General features: G+C 65.2%; 21 protein-coding genes. 16 read left to right on the forward strand and 5 right to left on the reverse strand.

All coding sequences use genetic code 11. From position 1 onward, the window contains the following. The first annotated feature begins 1 nt into the window (after nucleotide 1). Together ACFFJ7_RS02725 and ACFFJ7_RS02730 are read left to right on the forward strand one after the other, a co-directional pair. Nucleotides 2-322, forward strand: a complete 321-nt coding sequence (locus tag ACFFJ7_RS02725; protein WP_246225151.1) for an SUF system Fe-S cluster assembly protein — start codon at nucleotides 2-4, stop codon at nucleotides 320-322. Between the two features lie 83 nt (nucleotides 323-405). After that, nucleotides 406-834, forward strand: coding sequence for a HesB/IscA family protein (locus tag ACFFJ7_RS02730; RefSeq protein ID WP_377590688.1), 429 nt, complete (start codon nucleotides 406-408; stop codon nucleotides 832-834). A gap of 154 nt (nucleotides 835-988) precedes the next feature. On the opposite strand, the gene ACFFJ7_RS02735 is transcribed toward ACFFJ7_RS02730, so the two are convergent. From ACFFJ7_RS02735 to ACFFJ7_RS02755, 5 genes are all read right to left on the reverse strand, one after another. Beyond that, a complete protein-coding gene (locus ACFFJ7_RS02735) occupies nucleotides 989-1,816 on the reverse strand; it encodes a DUF1223 domain-containing protein (protein ID WP_377590689.1) in 828 nt (275 codons plus the stop codon). Between the two features lie 107 nt (nucleotides 1,817-1,923). Then, nucleotides 1,924-2,892 (reverse strand): lipid A biosynthesis lauroyl acyltransferase, encoded by a 969-nt coding sequence (locus tag ACFFJ7_RS02740; RefSeq protein WP_377590711.1) that lies wholly within the window; start codon nucleotides 2,890-2,892, stop codon nucleotides 1,924-1,926. Between the two features lie 241 nt (nucleotides 2,893-3,133). After that, nucleotides 3,134-3,814 carry a methionine ABC transporter permease gene (locus ACFFJ7_RS02745; protein ID WP_166949763.1) on the reverse strand — a complete coding sequence of 227 codons (681 nt, stop codon included), beginning with the start codon at nucleotides 3,812-3,814 and terminating at the stop codon, nucleotides 3,134-3,136. Beyond that, nucleotides 3,789-4,913, reverse strand: coding sequence for a methionine ABC transporter ATP-binding protein (locus tag ACFFJ7_RS02750; protein WP_166949765.1), 1,125 nt, complete (start codon nucleotides 4,911-4,913; stop codon nucleotides 3,789-3,791). The genes ACFFJ7_RS02745 and ACFFJ7_RS02750 overlap by 26 nt, the downstream gene beginning before the upstream one ends. 111 nt (nucleotides 4,914-5,024) lie before the next feature. Continuing rightward, nucleotides 5,025-5,264 carry a DUF6894 family protein gene (locus ACFFJ7_RS02755; RefSeq protein ID WP_166949000.1) on the reverse strand — a complete coding sequence of 80 codons (240 nt, stop codon included), beginning with the start codon at nucleotides 5,262-5,264 and terminating at the stop codon, nucleotides 5,025-5,027. A 698-nt stretch (nucleotides 5,265-5,962) separates the two neighbouring features. Between ACFFJ7_RS02755 and ACFFJ7_RS02760 the strand changes: the two genes are divergently transcribed. The 14 genes from ACFFJ7_RS02760 (at nucleotide 5,963) to fabD (ending at nucleotide 23,157) form a co-directional block, all read left to right on the forward strand. Further along, nucleotides 5,963-6,967, forward strand: coding sequence for a sulfate ABC transporter substrate-binding protein (locus tag ACFFJ7_RS02760; RefSeq protein WP_377590690.1), 1,005 nt, complete (start codon nucleotides 5,963-5,965; stop codon nucleotides 6,965-6,967). A 117-nt stretch (nucleotides 6,968-7,084) separates the two neighbouring features. Continuing rightward, entirely contained in the window at nucleotides 7,085-7,951 is an 867-nt protein-coding gene (gene cysT, locus ACFFJ7_RS02765) for a sulfate ABC transporter permease subunit CysT (RefSeq protein WP_166949769.1), read from the forward strand. Continuing rightward, nucleotides 7,944-8,852 (forward strand): sulfate ABC transporter permease subunit CysW, encoded by a 909-nt coding sequence (cysW, locus tag ACFFJ7_RS02770; protein WP_377590691.1) that lies wholly within the window; start codon nucleotides 7,944-7,946, stop codon nucleotides 8,850-8,852. The genes cysT and cysW overlap by 8 nt, the downstream gene beginning before the upstream one ends. A 31-nt stretch (nucleotides 8,853-8,883) precedes the next feature. After that, nucleotides 8,884-9,915: a sulfate/molybdate ABC transporter ATP-binding protein gene (locus ACFFJ7_RS02775; RefSeq protein ID WP_377590712.1), complete on the forward strand. Its 1,032-nt coding sequence runs from the start codon at nucleotides 8,884-8,886 to the stop codon at nucleotides 9,913-9,915. A gap of 245 nt (nucleotides 9,916-10,160) precedes the next feature. Beyond that, nucleotides 10,161-11,594 carry a siroheme synthase CysG gene (gene cysG, locus ACFFJ7_RS02780; RefSeq protein ID WP_166949773.1) on the forward strand — a complete coding sequence of 478 codons (1,434 nt, stop codon included), beginning with the start codon at nucleotides 10,161-10,163 and terminating at the stop codon, nucleotides 11,592-11,594. A 5-nt stretch (nucleotides 11,595-11,599) separates the two neighbouring features. Next, a complete protein-coding gene (locus ACFFJ7_RS02785; protein WP_166949775.1) occupies nucleotides 11,600-11,932 on the forward strand; it encodes a DUF2849 domain-containing protein in 333 nt (110 codons plus the stop codon). A 17-nt stretch (nucleotides 11,933-11,949) separates the two neighbouring features. After that, on the forward strand, nucleotides 11,950-13,623 hold the full coding sequence (locus tag ACFFJ7_RS02790) for a nitrite/sulfite reductase (protein WP_377590692.1): 1,674 nt from the start codon (nucleotides 11,950-11,952) through the stop codon (nucleotides 13,621-13,623). Further along, complete coding sequence (locus ACFFJ7_RS02795) at nucleotides 13,598-14,359, forward strand: phosphoadenylyl-sulfate reductase (protein ID WP_377590693.1); 762 nt, start codon at nucleotides 13,598-13,600, stop codon at nucleotides 14,357-14,359. The genes ACFFJ7_RS02790 and ACFFJ7_RS02795 overlap by 26 nt, the downstream gene beginning before the upstream one ends. After that, nucleotides 14,359-14,880 (forward strand): DUF934 domain-containing protein, encoded by a 522-nt coding sequence (locus ACFFJ7_RS02800; RefSeq protein ID WP_377590694.1) that lies wholly within the window; start codon nucleotides 14,359-14,361, stop codon nucleotides 14,878-14,880. Before ACFFJ7_RS02795 ends, ACFFJ7_RS02800 begins: the two co-directional genes overlap by 1 nt. Before the next feature lie 49 nt (nucleotides 14,881-14,929). Next, nucleotides 14,930-15,901: a sulfate adenylyltransferase subunit CysD gene (gene cysD / locus ACFFJ7_RS02805; protein ID WP_377590695.1), complete on the forward strand. Its 972-nt coding sequence runs from the start codon at nucleotides 14,930-14,932 to the stop codon at nucleotides 15,899-15,901. An 18-nt stretch (nucleotides 15,902-15,919) separates the two neighbouring features. Further along, complete coding sequence (gene cysN / locus ACFFJ7_RS02810; protein WP_377590713.1) at nucleotides 15,920-17,839, forward strand: sulfate adenylyltransferase subunit CysN; 1,920 nt, start codon at nucleotides 15,920-15,922, stop codon at nucleotides 17,837-17,839. A gap of 229 nt (nucleotides 17,840-18,068) precedes the next feature. Then, nucleotides 18,069-19,154, forward strand: coding sequence for a recombinase RecA (recA, locus tag ACFFJ7_RS02815; RefSeq protein WP_166949785.1), 1,086 nt, complete (start codon nucleotides 18,069-18,071; stop codon nucleotides 19,152-19,154). A gap of 250 nt (nucleotides 19,155-19,404) precedes the next feature. Further along, nucleotides 19,405-22,056, forward strand: coding sequence for an alanine--tRNA ligase (gene alaS, locus ACFFJ7_RS02820; RefSeq protein ID WP_377590696.1), 2,652 nt, complete (start codon nucleotides 19,405-19,407; stop codon nucleotides 22,054-22,056). A 147-nt stretch (nucleotides 22,057-22,203) separates the two neighbouring features. Then, nucleotides 22,204-23,157 (forward strand): ACP S-malonyltransferase, encoded by a 954-nt coding sequence (gene fabD / locus ACFFJ7_RS02825; protein WP_377590697.1) that lies wholly within the window; start codon nucleotides 22,204-22,206, stop codon nucleotides 23,155-23,157. Nucleotides 23,158-23,266: the final 109 nt, after the last annotated feature.

Genomic DNA, 23,266 nt, shown 5'->3' on the forward strand with positions numbered 1-23,266 from the left:
CCTGCCTGAAGGCGAGATCGAGCGGCTGACCGAGGATATCATCGCGGCGCTGAAAACGGTTTTCGACCCCGAGATTCCGGTAGACATTTATGAACTCGGCCTGATCTACAGGGTCGATATCAGCGACGACCGTCATATCGAGATCGACATGACGCTCACCGCCCCCGGTTGCCCGGTTGCCGGCGACATGCCGGGCTGGGTCGAGAACGCCGTCGGCTCCATCCACGGCGTGCAGGGCGTAACCGTCAACATGGTGTTCGATCCGCCGTGGGATCAGAGCCGCATGTCCGACGAGGCCCGCGTCGCGCTCGACATGTGGTGACGCTCTCGACGGCGCGGACAATCGATCCTATTTATGAAGATGAAGCGTCTTTATGCAGGGCCTTGAACCCTGAACGAAGGATCATGGCAATGATATCGTCCACCGGCCCCGCGTCGGCTCCCCTCAGGAAGCGCCCCCGATTTCAGGTGCTCACGCTCACCGAAGCGGCGGCGGAGCGGCTGCGGGAAATCATCGACAATGCGGACAGGCCCATCGCCGCTGTGCGCCTCGGCGTGAAGAAGGGCGGCTGCGCGGGCATGGAATACACCATGGAATACGCCGAGGGCATCGCGCCCGGCGAGGACGTGGTGGAAGACAAGGGCGTGAAGCTCGTCGTCGACCCGAAGGCGGTGCTGTTCCTGCTCGGGACGGAAATGGACTTCAGGATCGATAAGCTGTCGTCCGGCTTCGTCTTCAACAACCCGAACCAGACGTCCGCCTGCGGCTGCGGGGAGTCGGTGGAGATCAAGCCCGCCTCTCCCGAGGCGCTGGCGCAGGCCGGGCTGGCGTGAATGGCGAGCCTCGCGGGGTCGGCTGGCCGGTGATTTTACCCGCTGCTGCGTTGCCGATCCTCGCCGATGTAACCAGCATCGACGGCGTTCGGCGTGTTGCAGGATGACCAAAATCCCTCGGCCATCCTCAACGCGGAGGTTTTGTGAGGGGTTCTTATTGCGGCATGAGGAAAGTGGCCGCGCCGAGCATCCGCCCGGGGGCGGAGGGATCACCGCTTTGCACGAGAATCGCGAAGCCGTCCGTCTTGTCGGGCAGCGCCTCGCCGTGCGTGAGGTCGAACGTCATCGGCGTTCCGGGCCGCGATTCGGCGGGCATGGCGCCCAGCGGAATGAGGTCGCGCGCCACGTTGATATATTCCAGCTTGCGGCCGGTGTTCTCGCCACCCTCGACGCTCACCGTCCGCTCCCGGTAGAATGGCGCGAGCACCACTGTGGCGCGCTCGCGCGGGAAATCCTCTCCGGGCAGGATGGTGATGTGGAAGCCGCGGTCATCCCGGACGATGGCGACCCCCACCGGCAACCGGCGCTGTGACTCCACCGCGAGCGTGGCAAGCGTCTTCTTCAGCGCCTTCTCATCGGAGCCGACCATATGCGCCACGCCGTTGACGACGGCCTGCGGCGTGTAGATCCCGCGCGCACCCCTCAGCTTGGCATAGATGCGCTGGCGCCAGGTGAACTTCTCGTTGGCGAGCGTGTCGCGCCAGCCCAGATAGTCCCAGCAGGTGACGGGGAGTGTGAGCACGACGATGCTGCTGTCGCGCGCGTAGTCGCACATCAGCCGGTCGGCGGGGGGGCACGAGGCGCAGCCTTGGCTTGTGAACAGCTCCACCACGGCGCGCGTGTGGCCGGGCGGTGCGGTTTGCTGGGCGGAGGCGGGATGCGGCAGAAGCAGCCCGACGCCCAGCAGGCCGCCGATAAGCATGCCGGCGGAGAACCGCAGAGGTTCTGAGAGGCGCGTGCGGCGGGAAAGCGGTGAGGCCATTTCTTTCCTGAGGCTTGCAGGGGGCTTGTTCTTGCAGGGGCTCTTCCCGACAGGGATTCGTTCCTGGCGGCCAGTGAACAGCAACACGACGCGGAAGGAAAGTAACGTTAGGGTGACGGCTGCGGCGCCGGTGCGGCGGCCACCGCCGCCGTGGCCGGCGTGCGCCAACGGCGATGCATCCACAGCCATTGTTCGGGATACTCGCGCACCCAGCCTTCCACCACCGCCGTCATCGCCGCCATGGCGCCGGCGGGGTCGACATGCCCCTCCGCATCGCGGGGCAGGTCGAGCGGCGGCGTCAGTTCGAGGCGGAAACGATGGCCGGGCAGGCGAATCACCCGCACGCCATGCACCGGACAGTCGAACCGGCGCGCGAATTTCCCCAGGATCGGATTGGTGAGGGCGGGGCGGCCGAAAAATGGCACCGCGATGCCGCGCGTGAAGTGCTGGTCGATCAGCATGCCGAGATGGCCGCCCTTCTCCAGCACGTTCGACATCACGAAGGCCGCCCCCTGCCGCGCGGCCTCCAGATTGCCCATGGTGCGGGAGCGCACCTCATGCACCGCCCGCGCCACGGCCGGATCGTTGGGGGCGCGGAAGATCGCGGTGGTGTCGAGGCCGTAGCGGCTGGCGCAGATCGCAGGCAGTTCCCAGTTGCCCAGATGCGCCGAGAAGACGATGCCCGGCTTGCCGTCGTCGCGCAGCGCGATGAAATGCTCGATGCCGACGACTTCGGTGCGCGCATCCGGTTTGGGGGCGAAGTAGTCGTAGTCGAACAGCGTGTCGAGATGCGCGTATTCGGCGCCCGTGCGGCCCAGGTTTTCCCACGCGCCGAGCGCGATTTCCCGCACCCGCGCCTCATCCGCATCGGGAAAGGCGGCGCGGATGTTGGCGAGTGCAACCCTGTGCACCGACAGCAGCGGGCCGACCGCACGCGCCACCGTGCCGCCCAGGTCGCTGGCGCGGTCTGGCCCCAGCAGGCGCAGCAGGCCGAACACCCCCCGAACGGCCCCCACCATCGCGATTTCCGCGAGGGAGGAGCGCAGTTTCCTGACGGCCGCAGAGACCGTTTCCACCACACGCAACGCCAAAGCTTACACCACCTCCGGGGTTGGCGCCGGCACCACGCACGGCCCACCGGACTGCCGCTTGTCAGAGCGTCCGTCCGTCAAACGAAATCGGCCGTTCGTCAAGAGTTCACCTCGACGAAAGAATCGCGGAGCGTTGTCCGATCCCGATGGACCGGATATCGTTCCGGGCATGCCGGCGCAAGTTCAAACAGGCGCGGGACCGGGCAGGCATTGGCGCGTCGTGGAGTCAGGCCCGCCTGATCCGGCGGTTGACGCGGCGGGCGAGGTAGTCGCCGGCGCTTTGCACCGCCTGCACCATCACGATCAGCACCACGACGACCATGAACATGACTTCCGGCATGAAGCGCTGGTAGCCGTAGCGGATGCCGAGATCGCCGAGCCCGCCGCCGCCGACCACGCCCACGATGGCCGAATAGCCGATCAGGCTGACGACGGCGAGCGTGAGGCCGAGCACGATGCCGGGCAATGCCTCCGGCACCAGCACCTTGCGCACGATCTGCAGCGGGCTTGCACCCATGGCGCGCGCGGCCTCGATCAGCCCCTGGTCGACCTCGCGCACGGCACTCTCCACGAGACGGGCGACGAAGGGAAAGGCGGCGACTGTGAGCGGCACCACGGCGGCGGTGGTGCCGATCGACGTGCCGGCGACCAGCCGGGTGAACGGGATGATCGACACCGCGAGGATGATGAACGGCGTCGAGCGCAGCGCGTTCGCCACCGCGCCGACGACGCCGTTGGCGAGGGGCGCCGCGAACAGCTCGCCGCGCTGGCTCGTGGCGAGGAAGATGCCGAGCGGCATGCCGATCAGCGAGGCCGCCAGCGACGACAGCGCCACCATGTAGAGCGTGTCCCACGTCGCGCCGCCCACAAGGCGCAGGATGTCAAGCGAAAGCGCTGGCAGGGACATAGCCGAGAACCTCCGTATCGAGATCGCGCGCGGCGAGGAAGGAGACGAACCTCTCCGACAGGTCCCGGCCGCCCGGCACGCCGACGATGAGCACGCCGAACGGCTTGCCGCCAATGGCGTCGATGGTGCCTCCGAGGATGTTCACATCGATGTCCAGCTCCCGCGAGACCTGCGCCAGCACGGGATGGGTGGCGAAGCGCCCGCGGAAGATGATGCGAATCACGGTCTCCATGCCCGGCGCGTCCTCGTGCGCCAGACGGTCGGCCACAAAGGACGGCGGTGCCCGTCCCGTTTCGGCGGCGAGGAACGAGCGCGTGGTCGGATGCTGCGGCCGGGTGAAAACGTCGAAGACATCGCCCTGCTCGACGACGCGGCCGCCATCGAGCACAGCCATTTGCTGCGCGATGGCCCGAATCACGGCCATCTCGTGGGTGATCAGCAGGATGGTGACGCCGAGTTCCCGGTTGATGGCCGACAGCAGAGACAGAATGGAATGCGTCGTCTCCGGGTCCAGCGCGGACGTCGCCTCGTCCGACAGCAGCACCTTCGGATTGGTCGCGAGCGCGCGGGCGATGCCGACGCGCTGCTTCTGCCCGCCCGAGAGTTCGGCTGGATAACGGCTGCGCTTGTCGTCGAGGCCGACGAGCGACATCAGACGCTCCACCCGCTCGCGAATGACGGGCGCGGCCGCGCCCTCGACTTCGAGCGGCAGGGCGATGTTGTCAAAAACCGTACGCGACGACAGCAGGTTGAAGTGCTGAAAAATCATGCCGATGTTGCGGCGCACCGCGCGCAGCTTATTTTCCGGCAACCGCGACACGTCAACACCGTCGACGATCACCTGTCCGCTCGTCGGCTTCTCCAGCCCGTTCACCAGACGAATCAGGGTCGATTTGCCCGCGCCGCTGCGGCCGATCACGCCAAGGACGGAACCGGCCGGCACGTCGAGATCGATGTCCGACAGTGCCTCGACCGGTTGGCCGTCCTTGCGCGCCGGAAACTGCTTGCCCACGCCCGCGAGGCGGATGATCGCGGAGCGGCCGGCAACCGCGCCGCCGGCCGGCGGCTGCGGCGGATGGCCAGGGGAAGGGATGTTCATCATCCCCTTCTCCTGACGGAAGCGGAGGCATCTTGCAAGAGGCGGGTTGCGTGCGGCAAGCGGGCCTCCGGATGGCCGCTTCAGGACCGGCCGACAGGGCCGGACCGGCGATCACGCCGGGATGTAGTCGCTCTCGCTGCCCGCGCGGTGGTTGCCGCGGGGGCCGGCATCGGCCCGGCGCCTGGCGATGAGCTTGCGCGCAGCGCGCTCGGCAGCCTGCGGATCAGCGAAGATGCGCCCGTCGAGATCGTTGAATGCGTTTTCAGACGCATGAAAGCGGTAGCCGTTGGCATCGCGGGCTATGATCCCCGCGGGCTTGCCGGAGATTTCGATCAGGTAATTGTCAAACATGTCAGCTCCCACCGGTTCGAACCGGCTTCACCATGCAAATTCAGGACCAGATGAAATGCGGCGCAATCAATGCGGACAGACCGGACATTGCTGCATAGACGCAAGACATACGATCGTGACGGCTGCATGAACCGGAGCGGGAGGCACGAGACGCGCCTCTGGTTTTCCGGAGATTTCGTTCCCGAAGGTTGTTGTTGTCGAAGAAAGTGCCATGGTGCCTCTCCTGATTGTTGGCGTGCAGGCCTTCCTCAGCCATCCATCGACGATTGCCGGAAAACCCGTGCGCGCAATGACCCCACGAACTTACTCGTGGCGCTTTAGCGTTTGGTCTCGCGGCGCAAGCTGCGCTTTCAAATCACCGCGGCTCGCGGGCAGCGCCGTGTCGACGCGCTTCGCGAACACCCTCTATATCGCGCACCAATCCGCTCTTGTCAATAAAATATAAAATCAATAGAATTAATAAAATAACTTTCCGACAGACGAATAATTCGCTTGTGCAGCAATATCTTGAGGGATTCCAATGTGCGTTTCGCGGTCGCGGAATGACCATTAATTTACACTCTATATCTGTAAATTTATAAAAACTACAAAAAAACTATTGAAATAATTCCAGCCGGTGGTGACAATGGGTCATCATCAGACGGAGAGGGCCAATGGTTTCCAGACTGACAGTTTTTTCGAGGCGTGGCGTCCTGGCAATGGCGTCGGCCGCGGCGGTGGTGCTGGCCGGGCTGGCGGGCGCCGCCCCCGCGCGGGCCCAGACGACCCTGCTCAACGTTTCCTATGATCCCACCCGCGAGCTTTATCGCCAGATCAACGAAGTGTTCCAGGCGAAATGGAAGAAGGATACCGGCGAGGATGTCGTGGTGCGCACGTCGCACGGCGGCTCCGGCGGACAGGCCAACAAGGTCATCGAGGGGCTTGAGGCGGACGTCGTGACGCTCGGCATCGCTTCCGACATCGACCTGATCGCCCGTGAAACCGGCCTCATTCCCAAGGACTGGCGCGAGAAGCTGCCGAACCACGGCCTGCCCTATACCTCCACCGTCGTCTTCGTGGTGCGCAAGGGCAACCCGAAGAACATCAGGAACTGGGACGATCTGGTTCGCGACGATGTGAAGATCATCACCCCGAATCCGAAGACGTCGGCCGGCGGACGCTGGAATTTCCTCAGTGCCTGGGGCTTCGTGCTCGATCATGGCGGCGACGATGCGAAGGCGCGGGAATTCGTGACGAAATTCTACAAGAACGTCCCGGTGCTCGATCCCGGCGCGCGCGGTTCCACCATCAGTTTCGCGCAGCGCGACCTCGGCGATGTGCTGCCGGCGTGGGAGAACGAGGCTCACCTGATCCTCAGCGAATTCGGCGCCGAAAAGTTCGACATCGTCGTGCCGCCGTTCTCCATCTCCGCGGAGCCGCCGGTCGCGCTCGTGGTCGGCAACGTCGACAAGAAGGGCACGCGCAAGGCGGCGGAAGCCTATCTCGACTTCCTCTACTCGCCCGAGGCACAGACGATCATCGCCAAGAACTGGTACCGTCCCTCCCGTCCGGAGACTGTCGCGGCGGGCGGCGTGCCGGAATTCCAGAAGCTGAAGCTCTTCCGGGCGGAGGACAAGTTCGGCGACTGGGCGACCATCCAGAAGCGTTTCTTCGGCGAAAGCTCGGTCTTCGACGAAATCAGCAAGGCAATCGCGCAGAAGTAAGCACGGCAATGAAGGGCCGCGCGGCGGAACGATGGAGGCGCCGCAGGCGTTGACAAGGTCGTCGTTCCGCCGTGCGGCAGCCGATACGGTTCCATACAGTTGAAAGTACGTTGCATCATGGCAGCAGTCGCGACCGCGAGAGAGGGGTGGCTTCCCCGCTTCCGGCAAAAGAGCGTGATACCGGGCTTCGGCCTCGCCTTCGGCTACACGCTCGTCTATCTGGGCATCATCGTCCTCATCCCGCTGGGCGGGCTGATCCTGCGCGCGTCCGGCATCGGACTTTCGGGCCTGTGGAATGTCGCCACCGATCCGCGCGTGGCCGGCGCGCTCAAGCTCAGCTTCGGCACCGCGCTGCTCGCCGCCGTCTTCGCGGCCGTGTTCGGCCTGCTGATTGCGTGGGTGCTGACGCGCTACCGGTTTCCCGGCCGGCGCCTGATCGACGCGGCCGTCGACCTGCCCTTCGCGCTGCCGACGGCGGTCGCCGGCATCGCGCTTTCGGCGCTTTATGCTCAGAATGGTCTCATCGGCAGCATCTTCGCGCCATACGGCATCAAGATCGCCTATACGCCCGTCGGCATCTTCATCGCGCTTGTCTTCGTGAGCGTTCCCTTCACGGTGCGGACGGTGCAGCCGCTGATCGCGGAGATCGACCGCGAACAGGAGGAAGCGTCGGCAACGCTCGGCGCCAGCCGCGCCCAGACCATCTGGCGCGTGCTGCTGCCGCCGCTCATCCCGGCGATCCTCACCGGCCTCGCGCTCGCCTTCGCGCGGGCGGTCGGCGAATACGGGTCCGTGATCTTCATCGCCGGCAACCTGCCTTATATTTCCGAAATCGCGCCCTTGCTGATCGTCATCAAGCTGGAGGAGTTCGACTACACCGGCGCGACCGCGATCGCGACCCTGATGCTGGCGATCTCCTTCTCGATCCTGCTGCTGATCAATCTCATCCAGGCGTGGAGCCGCAAGAGGTTCGGCTATGTCTGAGCATTCATCCGCTCCCGCGTCCATCCCTGCGGACGTCGCTGGTGCCGCCGGCCGGGCGCCGCACCATGCCGTGACCACGGAAAGCCGGCTCGTGCAGGGCGTTGCGCTGGGCATCGCCTTCGTCTTCCTGGCTCTGTTCCTGCTGCTGCCGCTCATCACGGTGTTTCTGGAGGCATTCAAGCGGGGCTTCGACACGTATCTGGCCGCCTTCTCGGAGCCGGATGCGCAGTCCGCCATCCGCCTGACGCTGACGGTCGCCGCCATCGCGGTGCCGCTCAACCTCGTCTTCGGCGTCGCCGCGTCGTGGGCGATCGCGAAGTTCTCGTTTCCCGGCAAGAGCTTCCTGATCACGCTGATCGACCTGCCGTTCTCGGTCTCGCCCGTGGTCTCGGGCCTCGTGTTCGTGCTGCTGTTCGGCGCGCAGGGCTATTTCGGGCCGTTCCTGCAGGCGCACAACATCAGCATCATCTTCGCGCTGCCTGGCATCGTCATCGCGACGGTGTTCGTGACGTTCCCCTTCGTGGCGCGCGAACTCATTCCGCTGATGCAGGAGCAGGGCAATACGGACGAGGAAGCCGCCCTGTCGCTCGGCGCCTCCGGGTTCACGACGTTCCGCACTGTAACACTGCCGAACATCCGCTGGGGCCTGCTCTACGGCGTCCTTCTCTGCAACGCGCGGGCAATGGGCGAGTTCGGCGCAGTCGCCGTCGTTTCCGGCCACATCCGCGGCCTGACCAACACCATGCCGCTCCACATCGAGATTCTGTACAATGAATACAATATCGCAGCAGCCTTTGCCGTCGCCTCGCTCCTTGCCCTCCTCGCCCTCATCACCCTTGCCGCAAAGTCCATCCTTGAGTGGCGTTTTGCAGACTCCCTCGCCGGGCGTGGCGGGCACTAGGTCCGCCGCCGTGCAGGCGGGCACCGTCGGTATCCGCGTCAGCGGCATCGGGAAGGAGTTTCGCGGATCGAAGGCGCTCGACGGCGTCGATCTCGCGATCCACCCCGGCGAACTCATCGCCCTGCTGGGGCCTTCCGGTTCCGGCAAGACCACGCTGCTGCGCATCATCGCCGGACTCGAATTCGCCACCACGGGCAGCGTGTTCTTCGGCACGGAGGACGCGACGCACCTGACGGTGCAGCAGCGGCGGGTGGGCTTCGTCTTCCAGCACTACGCGCTGTTCAAGCACCTGACGGTGGCGGACAACATCGCTTATGGCCTCAGCGTGCGGCCGCGCAAGGAGCGGCCGCCGCAGGCGGCAATCCAGCGCAAGGTGCAGGAACTGCTCGAACTCGTGCAGCTCGACGGTCTCGACAGGCGCTATCCGGCGCAGCTTTCCGGCGGCCAGCGTCAGCGCGTGGCGTTGGCTCGCGCGCTCGCCGTGGAACCGCGCGTGCTGCTGCTCGACGAGCCGTTCGGCGCGCTCGACGCCAAGGTCCGCAAGGACTTGCGCCGCTGGCTGCGCGACATCCACGACCGCACCGGCCACACCACGATCTTCGTGACCCACGACCAGGACGAGGCGCTGGAACTCGCCGACCGGGTGGCGATCCTCGCCAATGGCCGGCTCGAACAGGTCGGCACGCCGGACGAAATCTATGAAAAGCCGGCTTCTCCCTTCGTGCTTTCGTTCCTCGGCGACACGGTGGCGCTGCCGGTGGAGGTGAAAGGCGGCAAGGTGCTGCTCGCCGGCGATCCGCTCGATGTCGATCCCGAAGGGGCGGCGGAGGGGCGCGCAACCATCTACCTGCGTCCCAACGAAGTGACGCTGGCGCCCTACGGCACGGGCATTCCCGGCATCATCGCCTCGCAGCGCCGCACGGTGAACGGTCGCCGGGTGGAGGTGCGCGTCGCGTTCTCGGATGTGCTGATCGAGGTCGAGGTGCCGGCGGAACAGACGTGGTCGGTGAATGACCGGGTCGGCCTGCATTTGCGGAAGGCGCGGCTGTTCCCGGCGGATTGACCGCCGGGCGCCTTGCGGTGTTCAAAAACACCACTGATTTTATATACTTATGCGGCGCTCCTTAAAATACATATAAAATATGTATTTTCAAAACTATACCGCGTGTGATAGCGTGATTTATCGTTTTTGGCGGGTTTTGCGGCGCATGGGGCGAGCGCCCGCCATCACGTTCTGCCGGCGTTCGCGGGCCTCTGTCCGGAAATAGCCATGGCGAGAATGTGTCAGTAGAGGATGGCAGTCAATCCGTGGCCCGTCTGCGTTTCTTTCCGGTTTCCTATGATGTGGCCGGCCGTGCTGTAATTCTCGTGGGCGGCGGCGAGGAAGCGCTCGTCAAGCTGCGGCTGCTGCTGCGCACCGAGGGCAGGCCCGTCGTGTTCGCCGCGCATGCGTCGCCCGAGCTGATGGCGCTTGCCGGCCAGCACGGTGTGACGGTGCACCCGCGCGAGCCGGGCATCGGGGATCTGTCTGGCGCGGCATTGCTGTTCATCGCCACGGGGGATGAGGCGCGCGACAGGGCGCTCGCGGCGCTTGGCCGTCAGGCCGGCGTGCCGGTCAATGTCGTCGATCGGCTGGAGCTGTGCGATTTCGCCGTGCCCGCCATCGTCGACCGTGCGCCGGTCTCGGTGGCGATCGCGACGGACGGCCTCGCGCCCGTCCTCGCGCAGCGTGTGCGCGCGGCGGTTGAAGCCTTGCTCGCGCCCGAGTTCGGGCGGCTCGGCGAATTGGCGCGCAGCGTGCGCGACAGTGTGGGAGAGGCGCTGGCCGGCAATGCCCGCCGCCGCCGTTTCTGGACGTCGCTATTCGACGGGCGCGGGGCGGAACTGGCCCTTGCCGGCGATCTGGAAGGCGCGCGCCGCGCCGCGCTGTCGGAGCTCGCGCAGGCCGAGGGGCAGGACGGCGAAGGCGTCGTCTGGCTGATCGGCGCGGGGCCGGGCGCAGAGGATCTGCTGACCCTGCGCGCCCAGCGGCTCCTGCAGCGCGCGGACGTGATCGTCCATGACCAGCTGGTGCCGGATGCCGTGGTCGAGATGGGCCGGCGCGATGCCGCGCGCATCGGCGTCGGCAAGGCCAAGGGCAAGCATTCCGTGACGCAGGGCGCCATCAACGACCTGCTGGTGAAGCTCGCCCGCGAGGGCAAGCACGTGGCGCGACTGAAGGCGGGCGATCCGCTGGTGTTCGGCCGCGCGGGGGAGGAGATCGCCGCGCTGCGGCAGGCAGGCATCCGCTACACCGTCGTCCCCGGCGTTACGGCCGCCCTCGCGGCGGCGGCGGATTATGCCGTGCCGCTCACCCTGCGCGGCGTGTCGTCCTCGCTGGTGTTCGCCTCCGGGCATGGCGCGAACGGCACCGAGCCGAAGGGCTGGCCGGAAGTGGCACGGGCGGGCGGCACGATCGGCGTCTACATGGGCCGCACGGCGGCTGTCGAGACATACGAGCGGTTGGTCGGCAACGGCGTTGCGCCGTCCACGCCCGTGGCCGCGATCGAGAATGCGGGCCGGGCGGACAGCCGCGCCTTCTTCGGCCGGCTGGCGGATCTGCCGGGGCTGGCGGAGCGGGTGGATGTCGCCGGGCCGGTCCTGATCCTTGTCGGCGATGCGGTGGCGGCCGGCGACTTCGGCGCGGCCGGGCCGATCGCACAGCGGACCGAGGCGTCCGCGTCCCTTCTGGCTGCGGAGTAAAAAACATGAAACGCGATGCAAAGGCGGCGATTCCGCAGGTACTGACCGCCAATGACCTCCATTCGGGGCTGGTGGTGTTCCGCACGACCGGGGGCGCGTGGTCGACGCATATCAGCGATGCCGAGGTCGTCGACGCACCGGAGGCGGCCGAGGCGCTGGCTGCGGCGGGCGCCGGGGACGAGCGGAACAACCGCGTCGTCGGCCCTTATCTCGTCAACGTGAAAGTGGAGGGCGACGTCATTGTCCCCACCGTGCTGCGCGAGGCGATCCGTGCCGCGGGCGGGCCCACGGCGGGCACCTCCGTCATTCTGGCGCATTCGGCGCCCGCATCCGCCTGAGCCGCGGGGAGACTGCCATGTATCGTTACGATGAGTTCGACCGCCGTTTCGTCACCGACCGCGTGGCGGAGTTCCGCGATCAGGTGCGCCGCAGGCTCGCCGGCGAACTGACCGAGGACGAGTTCCGGCCCCTGCGCCTGATGAACGGCGTCTATCTGCAGCTGCACGCCTACATGCTGCGCGTGGCCATTCCCTACGGCACGCTGAGCGGCGCCAAGCTGCGCGGGCTCGCCCACGTGGCGCGCCGTTATGACAAGGGCTACGGCCATTTCACCACGCGGCAGAACATCCAGTTCAACTGGATCAGGCTGGAGGACGTCCCTGACATCCTCGCCGATCTGGCCAAGGTGGAGCTGCACGCGATCCAGACGTCCGGCAACTGCATTCGCAACGTCTCGGCCGATCATTTCGCCGGCGCGGCGCGGGACGAGGTCGCCGATCCGCGCGTCTATGCGGAGATCCTGCGCCAGTGGTCGTCGCTGCATCCCGAGTTCACCTACCTGCCGCGCAAGTTCAAGATCGCCGTCAACGGCGCCGCCCATGACCGCGCCGCGATCCAGGTGCACGACATCGGCCTCCAGATCGTCGAGAGCGAGGCCGGCGAGCGCGGCTTCACCGTCTATGTCGGCGGCGGGCTGGGGCGCACACCGATGATCGGCAAGAAGGTGCGTGATTTCCTGCCCGAGGGCGAGCTTCTGAGCTATGCGGAAGCGGTGCTGCGCGTCTACAACCAGTTCGGTCGCCGCGACAACAAGTACAAGGCGCGCGTCAAGATCCTGATGCACGAGGCCGGGCTTGAGGAAGTGAGCCGCCAGATCGAGAGCGAGTACGAGGACATCCGCCAGCGCGGCAAGCTGACTTTGCCGCATGAAGAAATTGCGGCCATTGCCGACTATTTCGCGCCGCCTGCATTCGAGGCGCTGCCGGAGCGTTCCGACAAGCTGGAGCGCGCGAAGGTCGTCGACGCGCAGCTGGCCGCCTTCGTGGAGCGTAACGTCGCCAAACACCGTGCGCCCGGATATGGCGTCCTGACCGTATCGCTGAAGGCGACGGGGGCGGTGCCGGGCGATGTCACGGCCGAGCAGATGGAGGCCATCGCCGACATCGCCGAGCGCTATTCTTTCGATGAATTGCGCGTGAGCCACGAGCAGAACCTCGTTCTGCCCCACGTGCGGCTCGACGCGGTGCCCGAGGTCTTCGCCGCCCTGCAGAAGGCGGGGGTGGCGACCGGCAACGCTGGCCTCATCACCGATATTATCTGCTGCCCCGGCCTCGACTATTGCTCGCTCGCCAATGCGAGGTCCATTCCGCTGGCGCAGCGAATCAGCGAACGCTTCGAGGATATTGCCCGGCAGCACGAGATCGGCGATCTCAAGATCAAGATTTCCGGCTGCATCAATGCCTGCGGGCATCATCACGTCGCGCACATCGGCATTCTGGGCGTCGACCGCAAGGGCGAGGAATTCTACCAGATCACGCTGGGCGGCTCGGGCGACGAGACGGCCTCCATCGGCGACATCGTGGGGCGCGGTTTCTCGGCGGACGACATCGTCGACGCGGTCGAGACCGTGGTGAACACCTATATCGCCCGGCGCAGCGGGCCGGACGAGCCGTTCCTCGCGTTCTTCCGCCGGGTAGGCGAAGCGCCGTTCAAGGAGGCCCTTTATGGTGCAACCTCTGCCGCAGCCTGACGGAACACTGGATGGTGCCTCCGCCGTGGAGGCCGCGCGCGCCGCGGCGCTGAACGAAGCCTACGGCACGCTGCCAGCCGAAGAGGTGTTGCGGCTCTCGCTGACCGCGCTCTTTCCGGGAAAGATCGCACTCGTGTCGAGTTTCGGCGCGGAATCGGCGGTGCTGCTGCATATGGCCGCGACGATCGACCGGGCCGTGCCGGTGGTGTTTATCGATACCGGCCGGCTGTTTCCGGAAACGCTGGCGTATAGGGATACGCTCATCGCGCGCCTGGGCCTGACAGAGGTGCGCAGCGTCGGTCCCGACCCCGAAACGATGGAGGCCGCCGATCCCTACGGCGCGCTCTTCAGCATCGATCCCGACCGCTGCTGCCAGTTGCGCAAGGTGGAGCCGCTCGCCGAGGCGCTGGCGCCTTTCGCCGCCTGGATTACCGGGCGCAAGCGCTATCAGGCGGCGACCCGCACCACGCTGCGGGTTTTCGAGGCTGACGCAACGCATATCAAGGTTTCGCCGCTCGCCACTTGGGGGGCGGGGGAGCTCGTCGCCTATCTGCGCGAGCACGACCTGCCGCGCCATCCGCTTGTGGCGAAGGGCTATCCATCCATTGGCTGCGCGCCCTGTACATCGCCGGTCGCCGAAGGCGAGGACGCGCGGGCCGGGCGCTGGCGGGGGCAGGCGAAGACCGAATGCGGCATTCATGTCTCGAATGCCGGCGTAACGAGAAGGAGTGCCTGATGGCCCTGTTCAGGAACGGCGCTTTCGTCGATGACGAATGGCAGTTCATCGGCGATGATGCGCCGGTCCCGCCCCACGGTTCCATCGTTCTGGGCAAGGAGCGCTATCTGGCGCAGCGCGCGGCCCTCATTGATCGCGAGGACCCGATCGGACTTGCGCTGCAGTCGGGAGAGACGCTCGACGGGCTGGAGCAGGACGTGCGCCGCTTCGCCGTGATCGTTCTGGAGATCCCGAAATACAACGACGGCCGCGCCTACTCGGCGGCCCGCATCCTGCGCGACCGCCTCGGTTATCGCGGCGAGCTGCGCGCGCGGGGCGACGTGCTGCGCGATCAGGTGAATGCCCTGCATCGATGCGGTTTCGACGCGCTCGATGTGAACCACGCGGGCACCATCGAGGCGCTGCGCACCGGCGCGGTCGTGTTCGTGCGCGAGCATTACCAGCCTGCATCTCTCGAAGGCGCGGAGGACGCACCGGGCGGCCTGCGCCGGCGGCTGCGCATTTCTCACGGCGACGCCTGATTCAGGCGAACCGTTCTCAATTTCATCCGTGCAGGTACCAGGTTCTTCCATGTTATCCACAGAGCCCCACAGCGGGGAAATTCCATCGGCAGCGCCAGCATCGGCAAAGGCGGGGAGCGGCCGCCTGTCGCCGCATCTCGCCTGGCTTGAGGCGCAATCGATCCACATCATCCGTGAGGTGGCGGCCGAGTTTCGCAAACCGGTGATGCTCTATTCCATCGGGAAGGACTCGGCCGTGATGCTGCATCTGGCGCGCAAGGCGTTCTTTCCGTCGAAACCGCCGTTCCCGCTGCTGCATGTCGACACGACGTGGAAATTTCGCGAGATGATTGCGTTTCGCGACGCGATGGCCGCGCACTACGACTGGGAACTGCTCGTCCACGTCAACGAGGAGGGCCTGCGCCGCGGCGTCAGTCCCTTCGCTTCCGGATCGGCCGTCCACACGCAGGTGATGAAGACGGAGGCGCTGAAACAGGCGCTCGACGCGGGCGGCTTTGATGCCGCCTTCGGCGGGGCACGGCGCGACGAAGAAAAGAGCCGCGCCAAGGAGCGTGTCTTCTCGCACCGCACCGCGAGCCATGCATGGGACCCGCGCAACCAGCGCCCGGAGCTGTGGCATCTCTATAACACCCAGATCGCCAAGGGCGAATCGATGCGCGTGTTCCCGCTGTCCAATTGGACGGAGCGCGACGTCTGGCACTATATCGCCGCCGAGAACATCCCGGTGGTGCCACTCTATTTCGCCGCGGAACGGCCGGTCGTCGAGCGCGACGGCGCCCTGATCATGGTCGACGACGAGCGCTTCCCTCTCCGGCCCGGCGAGCGGCCACAGCTGCGCACGGTTCGCTTCCGTACGCTGGGTTGCTACCCATTGACGGGCGCCATCCCCTCGCAGGCGCAAACGCTGGAGGACGTCATCGCCGAACTCGACTCGTCCTCGGTTTCCGAACGGCAAGGGCGCGTGATCGATCATGACGGCGGCGCCTCTATGGAGCGCAAGAAACGTGAGGGATACTTCTGAATGAGCGCCGTTCCCGCCATGCCACAGGCCGAATCTTCCACCGCCGGTCATCCGTCGTCCGGCGACGGGGCGCGCGGCCTGCTGCGCTTTCTCACCTGCGGTTCCGTCGATGACGGAAAATCCACGCTGATTGGCCGCCTGCTGTATGAAACGAGCGCGGTGTACGACGATCAGCTCACCGCGCTGGCGGATGATTCGCGGCGCGTCGGCACCACGGGCGGGGATATCGACTTCGCGCTGTTGGTCGACGGGCTTGAGGCCGAGCGCGAACAGGGCATCACCATCGACGTCGCCTATCGCTATTTCTCGACAGCGCGCCGGTCGTTCATCGTCGCCGACACGCCCGGTCACGAACAGTACACGCGCAACATGGCGACAGGCGCCTCTAACGCCGATCTCGCGATCCTGCTGATCGACGCCCGCAAGGGCCTGCTGACCCAGACGCGCCGGCATAGCGTCATCGTCTCCCTGCTCGGCATCCGCCACGTGGTGCTCGCCATCAACAAGATCGACCTCGTCGGCTTCGACGAGAAGCGGTTCAACGACATCGTCGCCGATTATCGTGTGTTTGCCGAAAAGCTCGGCTTTCTCGGAATCGAGGCTATTCCGCTGTCGGCGCGGTTCGGCGACAACATTTCTACGCCCAGCATTTCCACGCCGTGGTACAAGGGGCCGACGCTCCTCGGCCACCTCGAAACCATCGACGTCCGGGAAGCCGGGGACGATGGCCCGTTCCGTTTTCCTGTGCAATGGGTCAACCGGCCCAATCTCGATTTTCGCGGATTCTCCGGCACGGTGGCTGGCGGGCGCGTCAGGGTGGGTGACGCGGTCGTGGCCGCCGGCTCCGGCAAGACAAGCCAGGTCGCGCGCATCGTGACCTTCGACGGCGACCGCCCGGAGGCACGGTCGGGTGACGCCATCACGCTGGTGCTCGAGGACGAGATCGACGCGCCGCGCGGGGAGGTCTTCGCCGCTACGAAACATCGTCCGATCGTCGCTACGCGCCTCGCCGCACGCCTCGTATGGATGGCGGATGAGATGCTGGTGCCAGGGCGCTCCTACAATCTCAAGATCGGCACGCGCGTGGTACCGGCGACGGTGCGCGCCATCCGCCATTATCTCGATGTCGAGACCCTGGCGGAGGTGCCGGTCGTGTCGCTTGGCCTCAACGCCATCGGCCTCGTCGAGATCGAGACGCTTGTGCCCGTTGCCTTCGACCCCTACGCGGAAAATCACCAGACGGGCGCTTTCATTCTCATCGACCGTTTCAACAACGCGACAGTCGCCGCGGGAATGGTCGCGCAACCGCTCGGCGCGACGAACGTGTACCGTCACGGGTTCGACGTGGACCGCGCCGCGCGCGCCGCCATCAAGCACCAGCGCCCGCTGGTGCTGTGGTTCACGGGATTGCCGGGCTCCGGCAAATCGACCATCGCCAATCTCGTGGAGGCGAAGCTCAACGCGCTTGGCCGCCATACCATGACGCTCGATGGCGACAGCCTGCGGCAGGGACTGAATGCCGATCTCGGTTTCGACCCACCCTCGCGCACGGAGAACATTCGCCGCGTCGGCGAGGTCGCTCGGCTGATGACGGAAGCGGGCCTCGTGGTGCTGTGCGCCTTCGTTTCGCCCTTCCGCGCCGACCGTGACAGGCTGCGCGAGCGCTTTGCGCCCGACGAATTCGTCGAAATCTTTGTCGACGCGCCGCCTGACCTGTGTGCCGAGCGTGACCCGAAGGGCCTTTATGCACAGGCAAAAGAGGGCAAGATAGCTGCCTTTACCGGCATCGGCCAGGAATACGAGCCACCACTGAAGCCCGACCTTCACCTGGACGCCTCGCTGCCCGATCCCGAAGCGCTGGCGAACCAGGTCGTGGAAAAGGTCGAGACGCTGCTTCTGGGGGCTGAGTTGTCAGCCGAGACGTCCGCCGGACTGTAACGGCCGTCGAGGGGCGTCAAGCCGATATCTGCAACAATTTTTGTGGCCGGCGCATGCGGCATGCGCCGGCCGACCATTCCGTATGAGCATTCTTCCCGCATGGCATCCCTTATCCGCGTTTCATTGCGGATAAGTTGGAACATAAAAAGAACTTGTGCGCAAGAACAAAATATGTACCATATCCGGTGCGCGTTGAAATTCGCGGTGGGGTGCCATAAGGAATAGCGTCATGTCAAAAGCCGATTTGCGACTCGTGGAAGGTAGCTCGATGGACAAGACAAAGGCGCTCGACGCCGCGCTGGCGCAGATTGAACGGGCGTTCGGCAAGGGCTCGATCATGCGGCTCGGCAAGGCGCAGGACCGGGTCGAGATCGAGACCGTGTCGACGGGCTCGCTTGGCCTCGATATCGCGCTCGGCGTCGGCGGCCTGCCGCGCGGCCGCATCATCGAGATTTTCGGCCCTGAGTCATCGGGCAAGACGACGTTGGCGCTTCATACCGTCGCGGAGGCTCAGAAACGCGGTGGCACCTGCGCGTTCATCGATGCCGAACATGCGCTCGATCCGATCTACGCGCGCAAGCTCGGCGTCAGCCTTGACGATCTTCTGATATCTCAGCCCGATACCGGCGAGCAGGCGCTCGAAATCTGCGATACGCTGGTGCGCTCGGGCGCGATCGAGGTGCTCGTCGTCGATTCGGTGGCGGCGCTGACGCCGCGCGCGGAGATTGAAGGCGAGATGGGCGACATGCAGCCGGGCCTCCAGGCGCGTCTGATGAGCCAGGCGCTGCGCAAGCTCACCGCATCCATTTCGCGCTCCAACACGATGGTAATCTTCATCAACCAGATCCGCATGAAGATAGGCGTCATGTACGGTTCTCCCGAGACGACGACCGGCGGCAATGCCCTGAAGTTCTATGCCTCGGTGCGTCTCGATATCCGGCGCATCGGCTCCATCAAGGACCGCGAGGAGGTCGTCGGCAACGCGACGCGCGTCAAGGTCGTCAAGAACAAGGTGGCGCCGCCCTTCAAGCAGGTCGAGTTCGACATCATGTATGGTGAAGGGGTGTCCAAGCTTGGCGAACTGCTCGATCTCGGCGTGAAGGGCGGCATCGTCGACAAGTCGGGCGCGTGGTTTTCCTACGACAGTCAGCGACTGGGGCAGGGGCGCGAGAACGCGAAACAGTTTCTCAAGAGCAATCCTGAAGTCGCAGACAGGATCGAGGCGGCCATCCGCCAGAACTCGACAGTGCTGGCGGATCGTATTCTCGAAAACGTCGATCCGTCGACTGAGGATGCCGATGAGGGTGCCGGCTGATATAGCGGCCGGAAGATGCCGCATCCGTTTCTAAAAAATGCCGCGCATGCGCTTTTCCGGATTTCCAAACGTATGAAATCCCGATAGTCAAGGCTTTTGCGGGACGCCATCCTGCCTGTCGAACCGGGTTGCGGGCCTTGCCGCCAGCGTCTATGCCGGTTGGACGGCGGGCGATGGCGATGCCGGGAGTTCGGAATGGCGACGGATCGCTTGTGCAGCACGTCCGTCCCAGGGGTCAGGCAGGGCGTAAATGAGCGGTGTAAACGAGATTCGGTCCACTTTTCTTGATTATTTCGCGGCCAACAGCCACGAGGCCGTGCCGTCGAGTCCTCTTGTGCCGCGCAACGATCCGACCCTGCTGTTCACCAACGCAGGCATGGTTCCGTTCAAGAACGTCTTCACGGGGGCGGAGAAGCGACCCTACTCGCGGGCCGTCAGCGCGCAGAAGTGCGTGCGCGCGGGCGGCAAGCACAATGATCTCGACAATGTCGGCTATACTGCCCGCCATCATACCTTTTTCGAGATGCTCGGGAATTTTTCGTTTGGCGACTACTTCAAGGAGACCGCCATCGAACTTGCCTGGAAGCTCGTGACGCGCGAATTCGGCTTGCCCGAAAAAAAGCTGCTGGTTACCGTCTTCGCGGAGGACGACGAGGCCGCTGATCTGTGGAAGAGGATTGCCGGCCTGCCGGATGACAGGATCATCCGCATCGCGACCTCGGACAATTTCTGGTCGATGGGGGATACCGGCCCTTGCGGTCCCTGTTCCGAGATTTTCTACGATCACGGCGAGCATATTCCAGGCGGCCCGCCTGGCAGCCCCGATGAGGATGGCGACCGGTTCATCGAGATCTGGAATCTCGTGTTTATGCAGTACGATCAGGTCAGTCCCGGCCAGAGACTGCTGTTGCCGCGTCCGTCCATCGATACGGGAATGGGCCTTGAGCGTATTTCCGCGGTGCTCCAGGGCACGCACGACAACTACGCCACTGATCTGATGCGCGCGCTGATCGAGGCGGTGGCCAATGCCACCGGCGTCGATCCCGATGGTCCTCAGGCTGTCAGCCATCGCGTAATCGCCGATCACCTGCGGGCTTCGGCTTTTCTGGTGGCGGACGGCGTGTTGCCCTCGAACGAGGGACGCGGCTATGTCGTGCGCCGCATCATGCGTCGTGCCATGCGCCATGCGGAACTCCTCGGTGCGCGGGAGCCGCTGATGTGGCGGCTCGTGCCGGCGCTGGTGCGCCAGATGGGGCAGGCGTATCCCGAACTCGTACGCGCCGAGTCGTTGATCGTCGAGACGCTGCATCTGGAAGAGAAGCGTTTTCGCAAGACGCTGGAGCGCGGTCTGGCAATGCTGGATTCGGCGACAGAGTCTCTTTCGGCGGGAGACCGGTTGCCGGGAGAAGTGGCGTTCACCCTTTACGATACCTACGGTTTTCCGCTCGACCTGACGCAGGACGCATTGCGCCCCCGCGGCGTTTCTGTCGATAACGAGGGCTTCGAGGCCGCGATGGCGCGTCAGCGTGAACTCGCCCGTGCGGCTTGGGCGGGATCGGGCGAGGCGGCGACGGAGACGTTGTGGTTTTCCCTCAGGGATCGTGTCGGCTCGACGGAATTTCTCGGCTATGATGTTGATTCGGCTGAGGGAATCATCACAGCTCTGGTCAAGGACGGCGTCGAGGTCACCTCTCTGGGTGCCGGGGAGGAAGGGCTCCTCCTTGTCAACCAGACACCGTTCTACGCTGAATCGGGCGGGCAAGTCGGAGATACCGGTAGCCTCTCGGGGGCAAATGTCAGCGCCGATATCCTCGGCACGTCGAAGAAACTTGGCGATGTCTTCGTGCACAGGGTGAGCGTCAAGGAAGGTGAACTGGCGCCTGGCGTCGCGGTGGAACTCATCGTGGACAGCGCTCGCCGCCGTGCTATTCGCGCCAATCATTCGGCGACGCACTTGCTGCACGAGGCGCTGCGTGAGATCTTGGGGGATCACGTGGCTCAAAAGGGATCGCTGGTGGCGCCGGATCGCCTGCGCTTCGATTTCAGCCATCCCGGCCCGATCAGTGCCGACGAGCTTCGGCAGATCGAGGATCTTGCCAACACAGTAGTTCTGCGCAACGAACCCGTGGAGACGCGCCTGATGGCGGTTGACGAGGCGATCGAAAGCGGAGCGCGGGCGCTGTTCGGCGAAAAGTACGGCGACGAGGTTCGCGTCGTCTCCATGGGCACGCGCCCGGAGGCCGGCGGGAGAGTTTTCTCCATTGAGCTGTGCGGTGGCACGCATGTGACGCGGACGGGCGATATCGGTCTGGTGCGTATTGTATCGGAAAGTGCTGTCGCTTCGGGCGTCCGCCGGATCGAAGCGATGACAGCCGAGGGCGCGCGTCGGCAACTCGTGGCTGAAAGTGAGTTGCTGCATGGCCTTGCCGATTTGTTGCGTACGCCCATGAATGAGGCTGGCGCCCGTCTTGAGGCGCTTGTCGAGGAACGGCGCAAGCTTGAGCGGGAGCTGGCGGAGGCGCGCCGGAAGCTGGCATTGGGCGGCGATAATGCGGCGGAGGCACCTGTGCAGGAAATCGGCGGCACGCGGCTTCTGGCCCGCGTGGTGTCGGGCATCGAGACGAAGGACCTCAAGAGCCTTGCCGATGACGCCAGAAAGCGTGTTGGTTCGGGGGTTGTCGCCATCGTCGGCATCGCCGATGACGGCAAGGCAGGCATCGTGGTCGGCGTTACGCCTGATGTCAGCGATCGCTTCGACGCGGTCGCGCTGGTGAGAATCGGTGCGGAGCAACTCGGTGGCAAGGGTGGCGGTGGACGCCGTGATCTTGCACAGGCCGGCGGCCCGGACGGCGATCATGCTCAGGCCGCGCTCGATGCGATCGCGGCGGTGATCGCCGGTTGATCCGGTTGTGCGGCCGAACGGGGTAGAAGAGGAGTCGGGAACGGCTCTGCGCACCCGGTTTGCAGAAAGCCTTTCCGAATTGGAATTCCGAGGCGCTCGGGGTCCGACGTGATTGGTGAAGATTCGGAGTTGGGGGCGGTGGCAGGCATGGCGATAGCATTGACATTTCCGGGGCAGGGTAGCCAGACGCCGGGTATGGGCAAGTCTTTGGCAGAGAATTTTGCTGTCGCGCGTCGGGTGTTCGAGGAGGTGGACGACGCACTCGGGCAGCATCTGAGCCAGGTGATCTGGGAGGGGCCGGCCGATGAATTGTCGCTCACGGTTAACACCCAACCGGCCCTGATGGCGGTCAGCCTTGCAGTGGTGCGGGTACTGGAAAGCGAAAGCGATCTCGACGTCGCCGAGGACGTTGCCTTCGTCGCCGGTCATTCCCTCGGCGAGTATTCGGCGCTCGCGGCCGCCGGCGCCCTGACGCTTGCCGATACCGCGCGCCTGCTGCGTGTCCGTGGCGAAGCGATGCAACAGGCGGTTCCCGTGGGCGAAGGCGCCATGGCGGCGCTGCTCGGGCTGGAGTTCAAGGAGGCTTCGGCCATCGCACAAGAGGCTGCGCAGCAGGATGTATGCGCGGCCGCCAATGATAACGGTCCGGGACAGGTCGTGGTCTCCGGCCACGTCGCCGCCGTCAACCGCGCCATCGCGATCGCGCAGGCGCGGGGCGCCAAGCGGGCGATCCTGCTGCCCGTGTCGGCACCTTTCCATTGCCCGTTGATGCAGCCAGCGGCGGAGCGCATGCGCGCCGCACTCGCGTCCGTCAGCATGACGGATCCGCTAGTGCCCGTATTCGCCAATGTGCTCGCCGCGCCCATTTCCAGTCCGGCCGATATCCGCGATGCGCTTGTCGCGCAGGTGACGGGCACAGTTCGCTGGCGCGAGAGTGTGACCGCCATGGCGCAGGAAGGGGTGGACGCATTCATCGAACTTGGCGCCGGCAAGGTGTTGACCGGCCTCGCCAAGCGGATCGCGCCAACCGCGCGAGGGCTTGCCGTCGGCGCGCCGGACGATATCGCCGGTTTTCTGTCGATCCTCGCGTTGGCGCGTTAGAACTGCTGGCAAGAGACGGGGCTGCGTTGTTGTTCTAACGAGTTGTTTATGCGTCAGATTTCGTTGGAAATTGGTAGCCGCTTCCCGAAATGACGCTCCAAGGGAGAAG

The organism is Pseudochelatococcus lubricantis (genome assembly GCF_042432495.1).
In the GTDB taxonomy this organism is placed as follows: domain Bacteria; phylum Pseudomonadota; class Alphaproteobacteria; order Rhizobiales; family Beijerinckiaceae; genus Pseudochelatococcus; species Pseudochelatococcus lubricantis.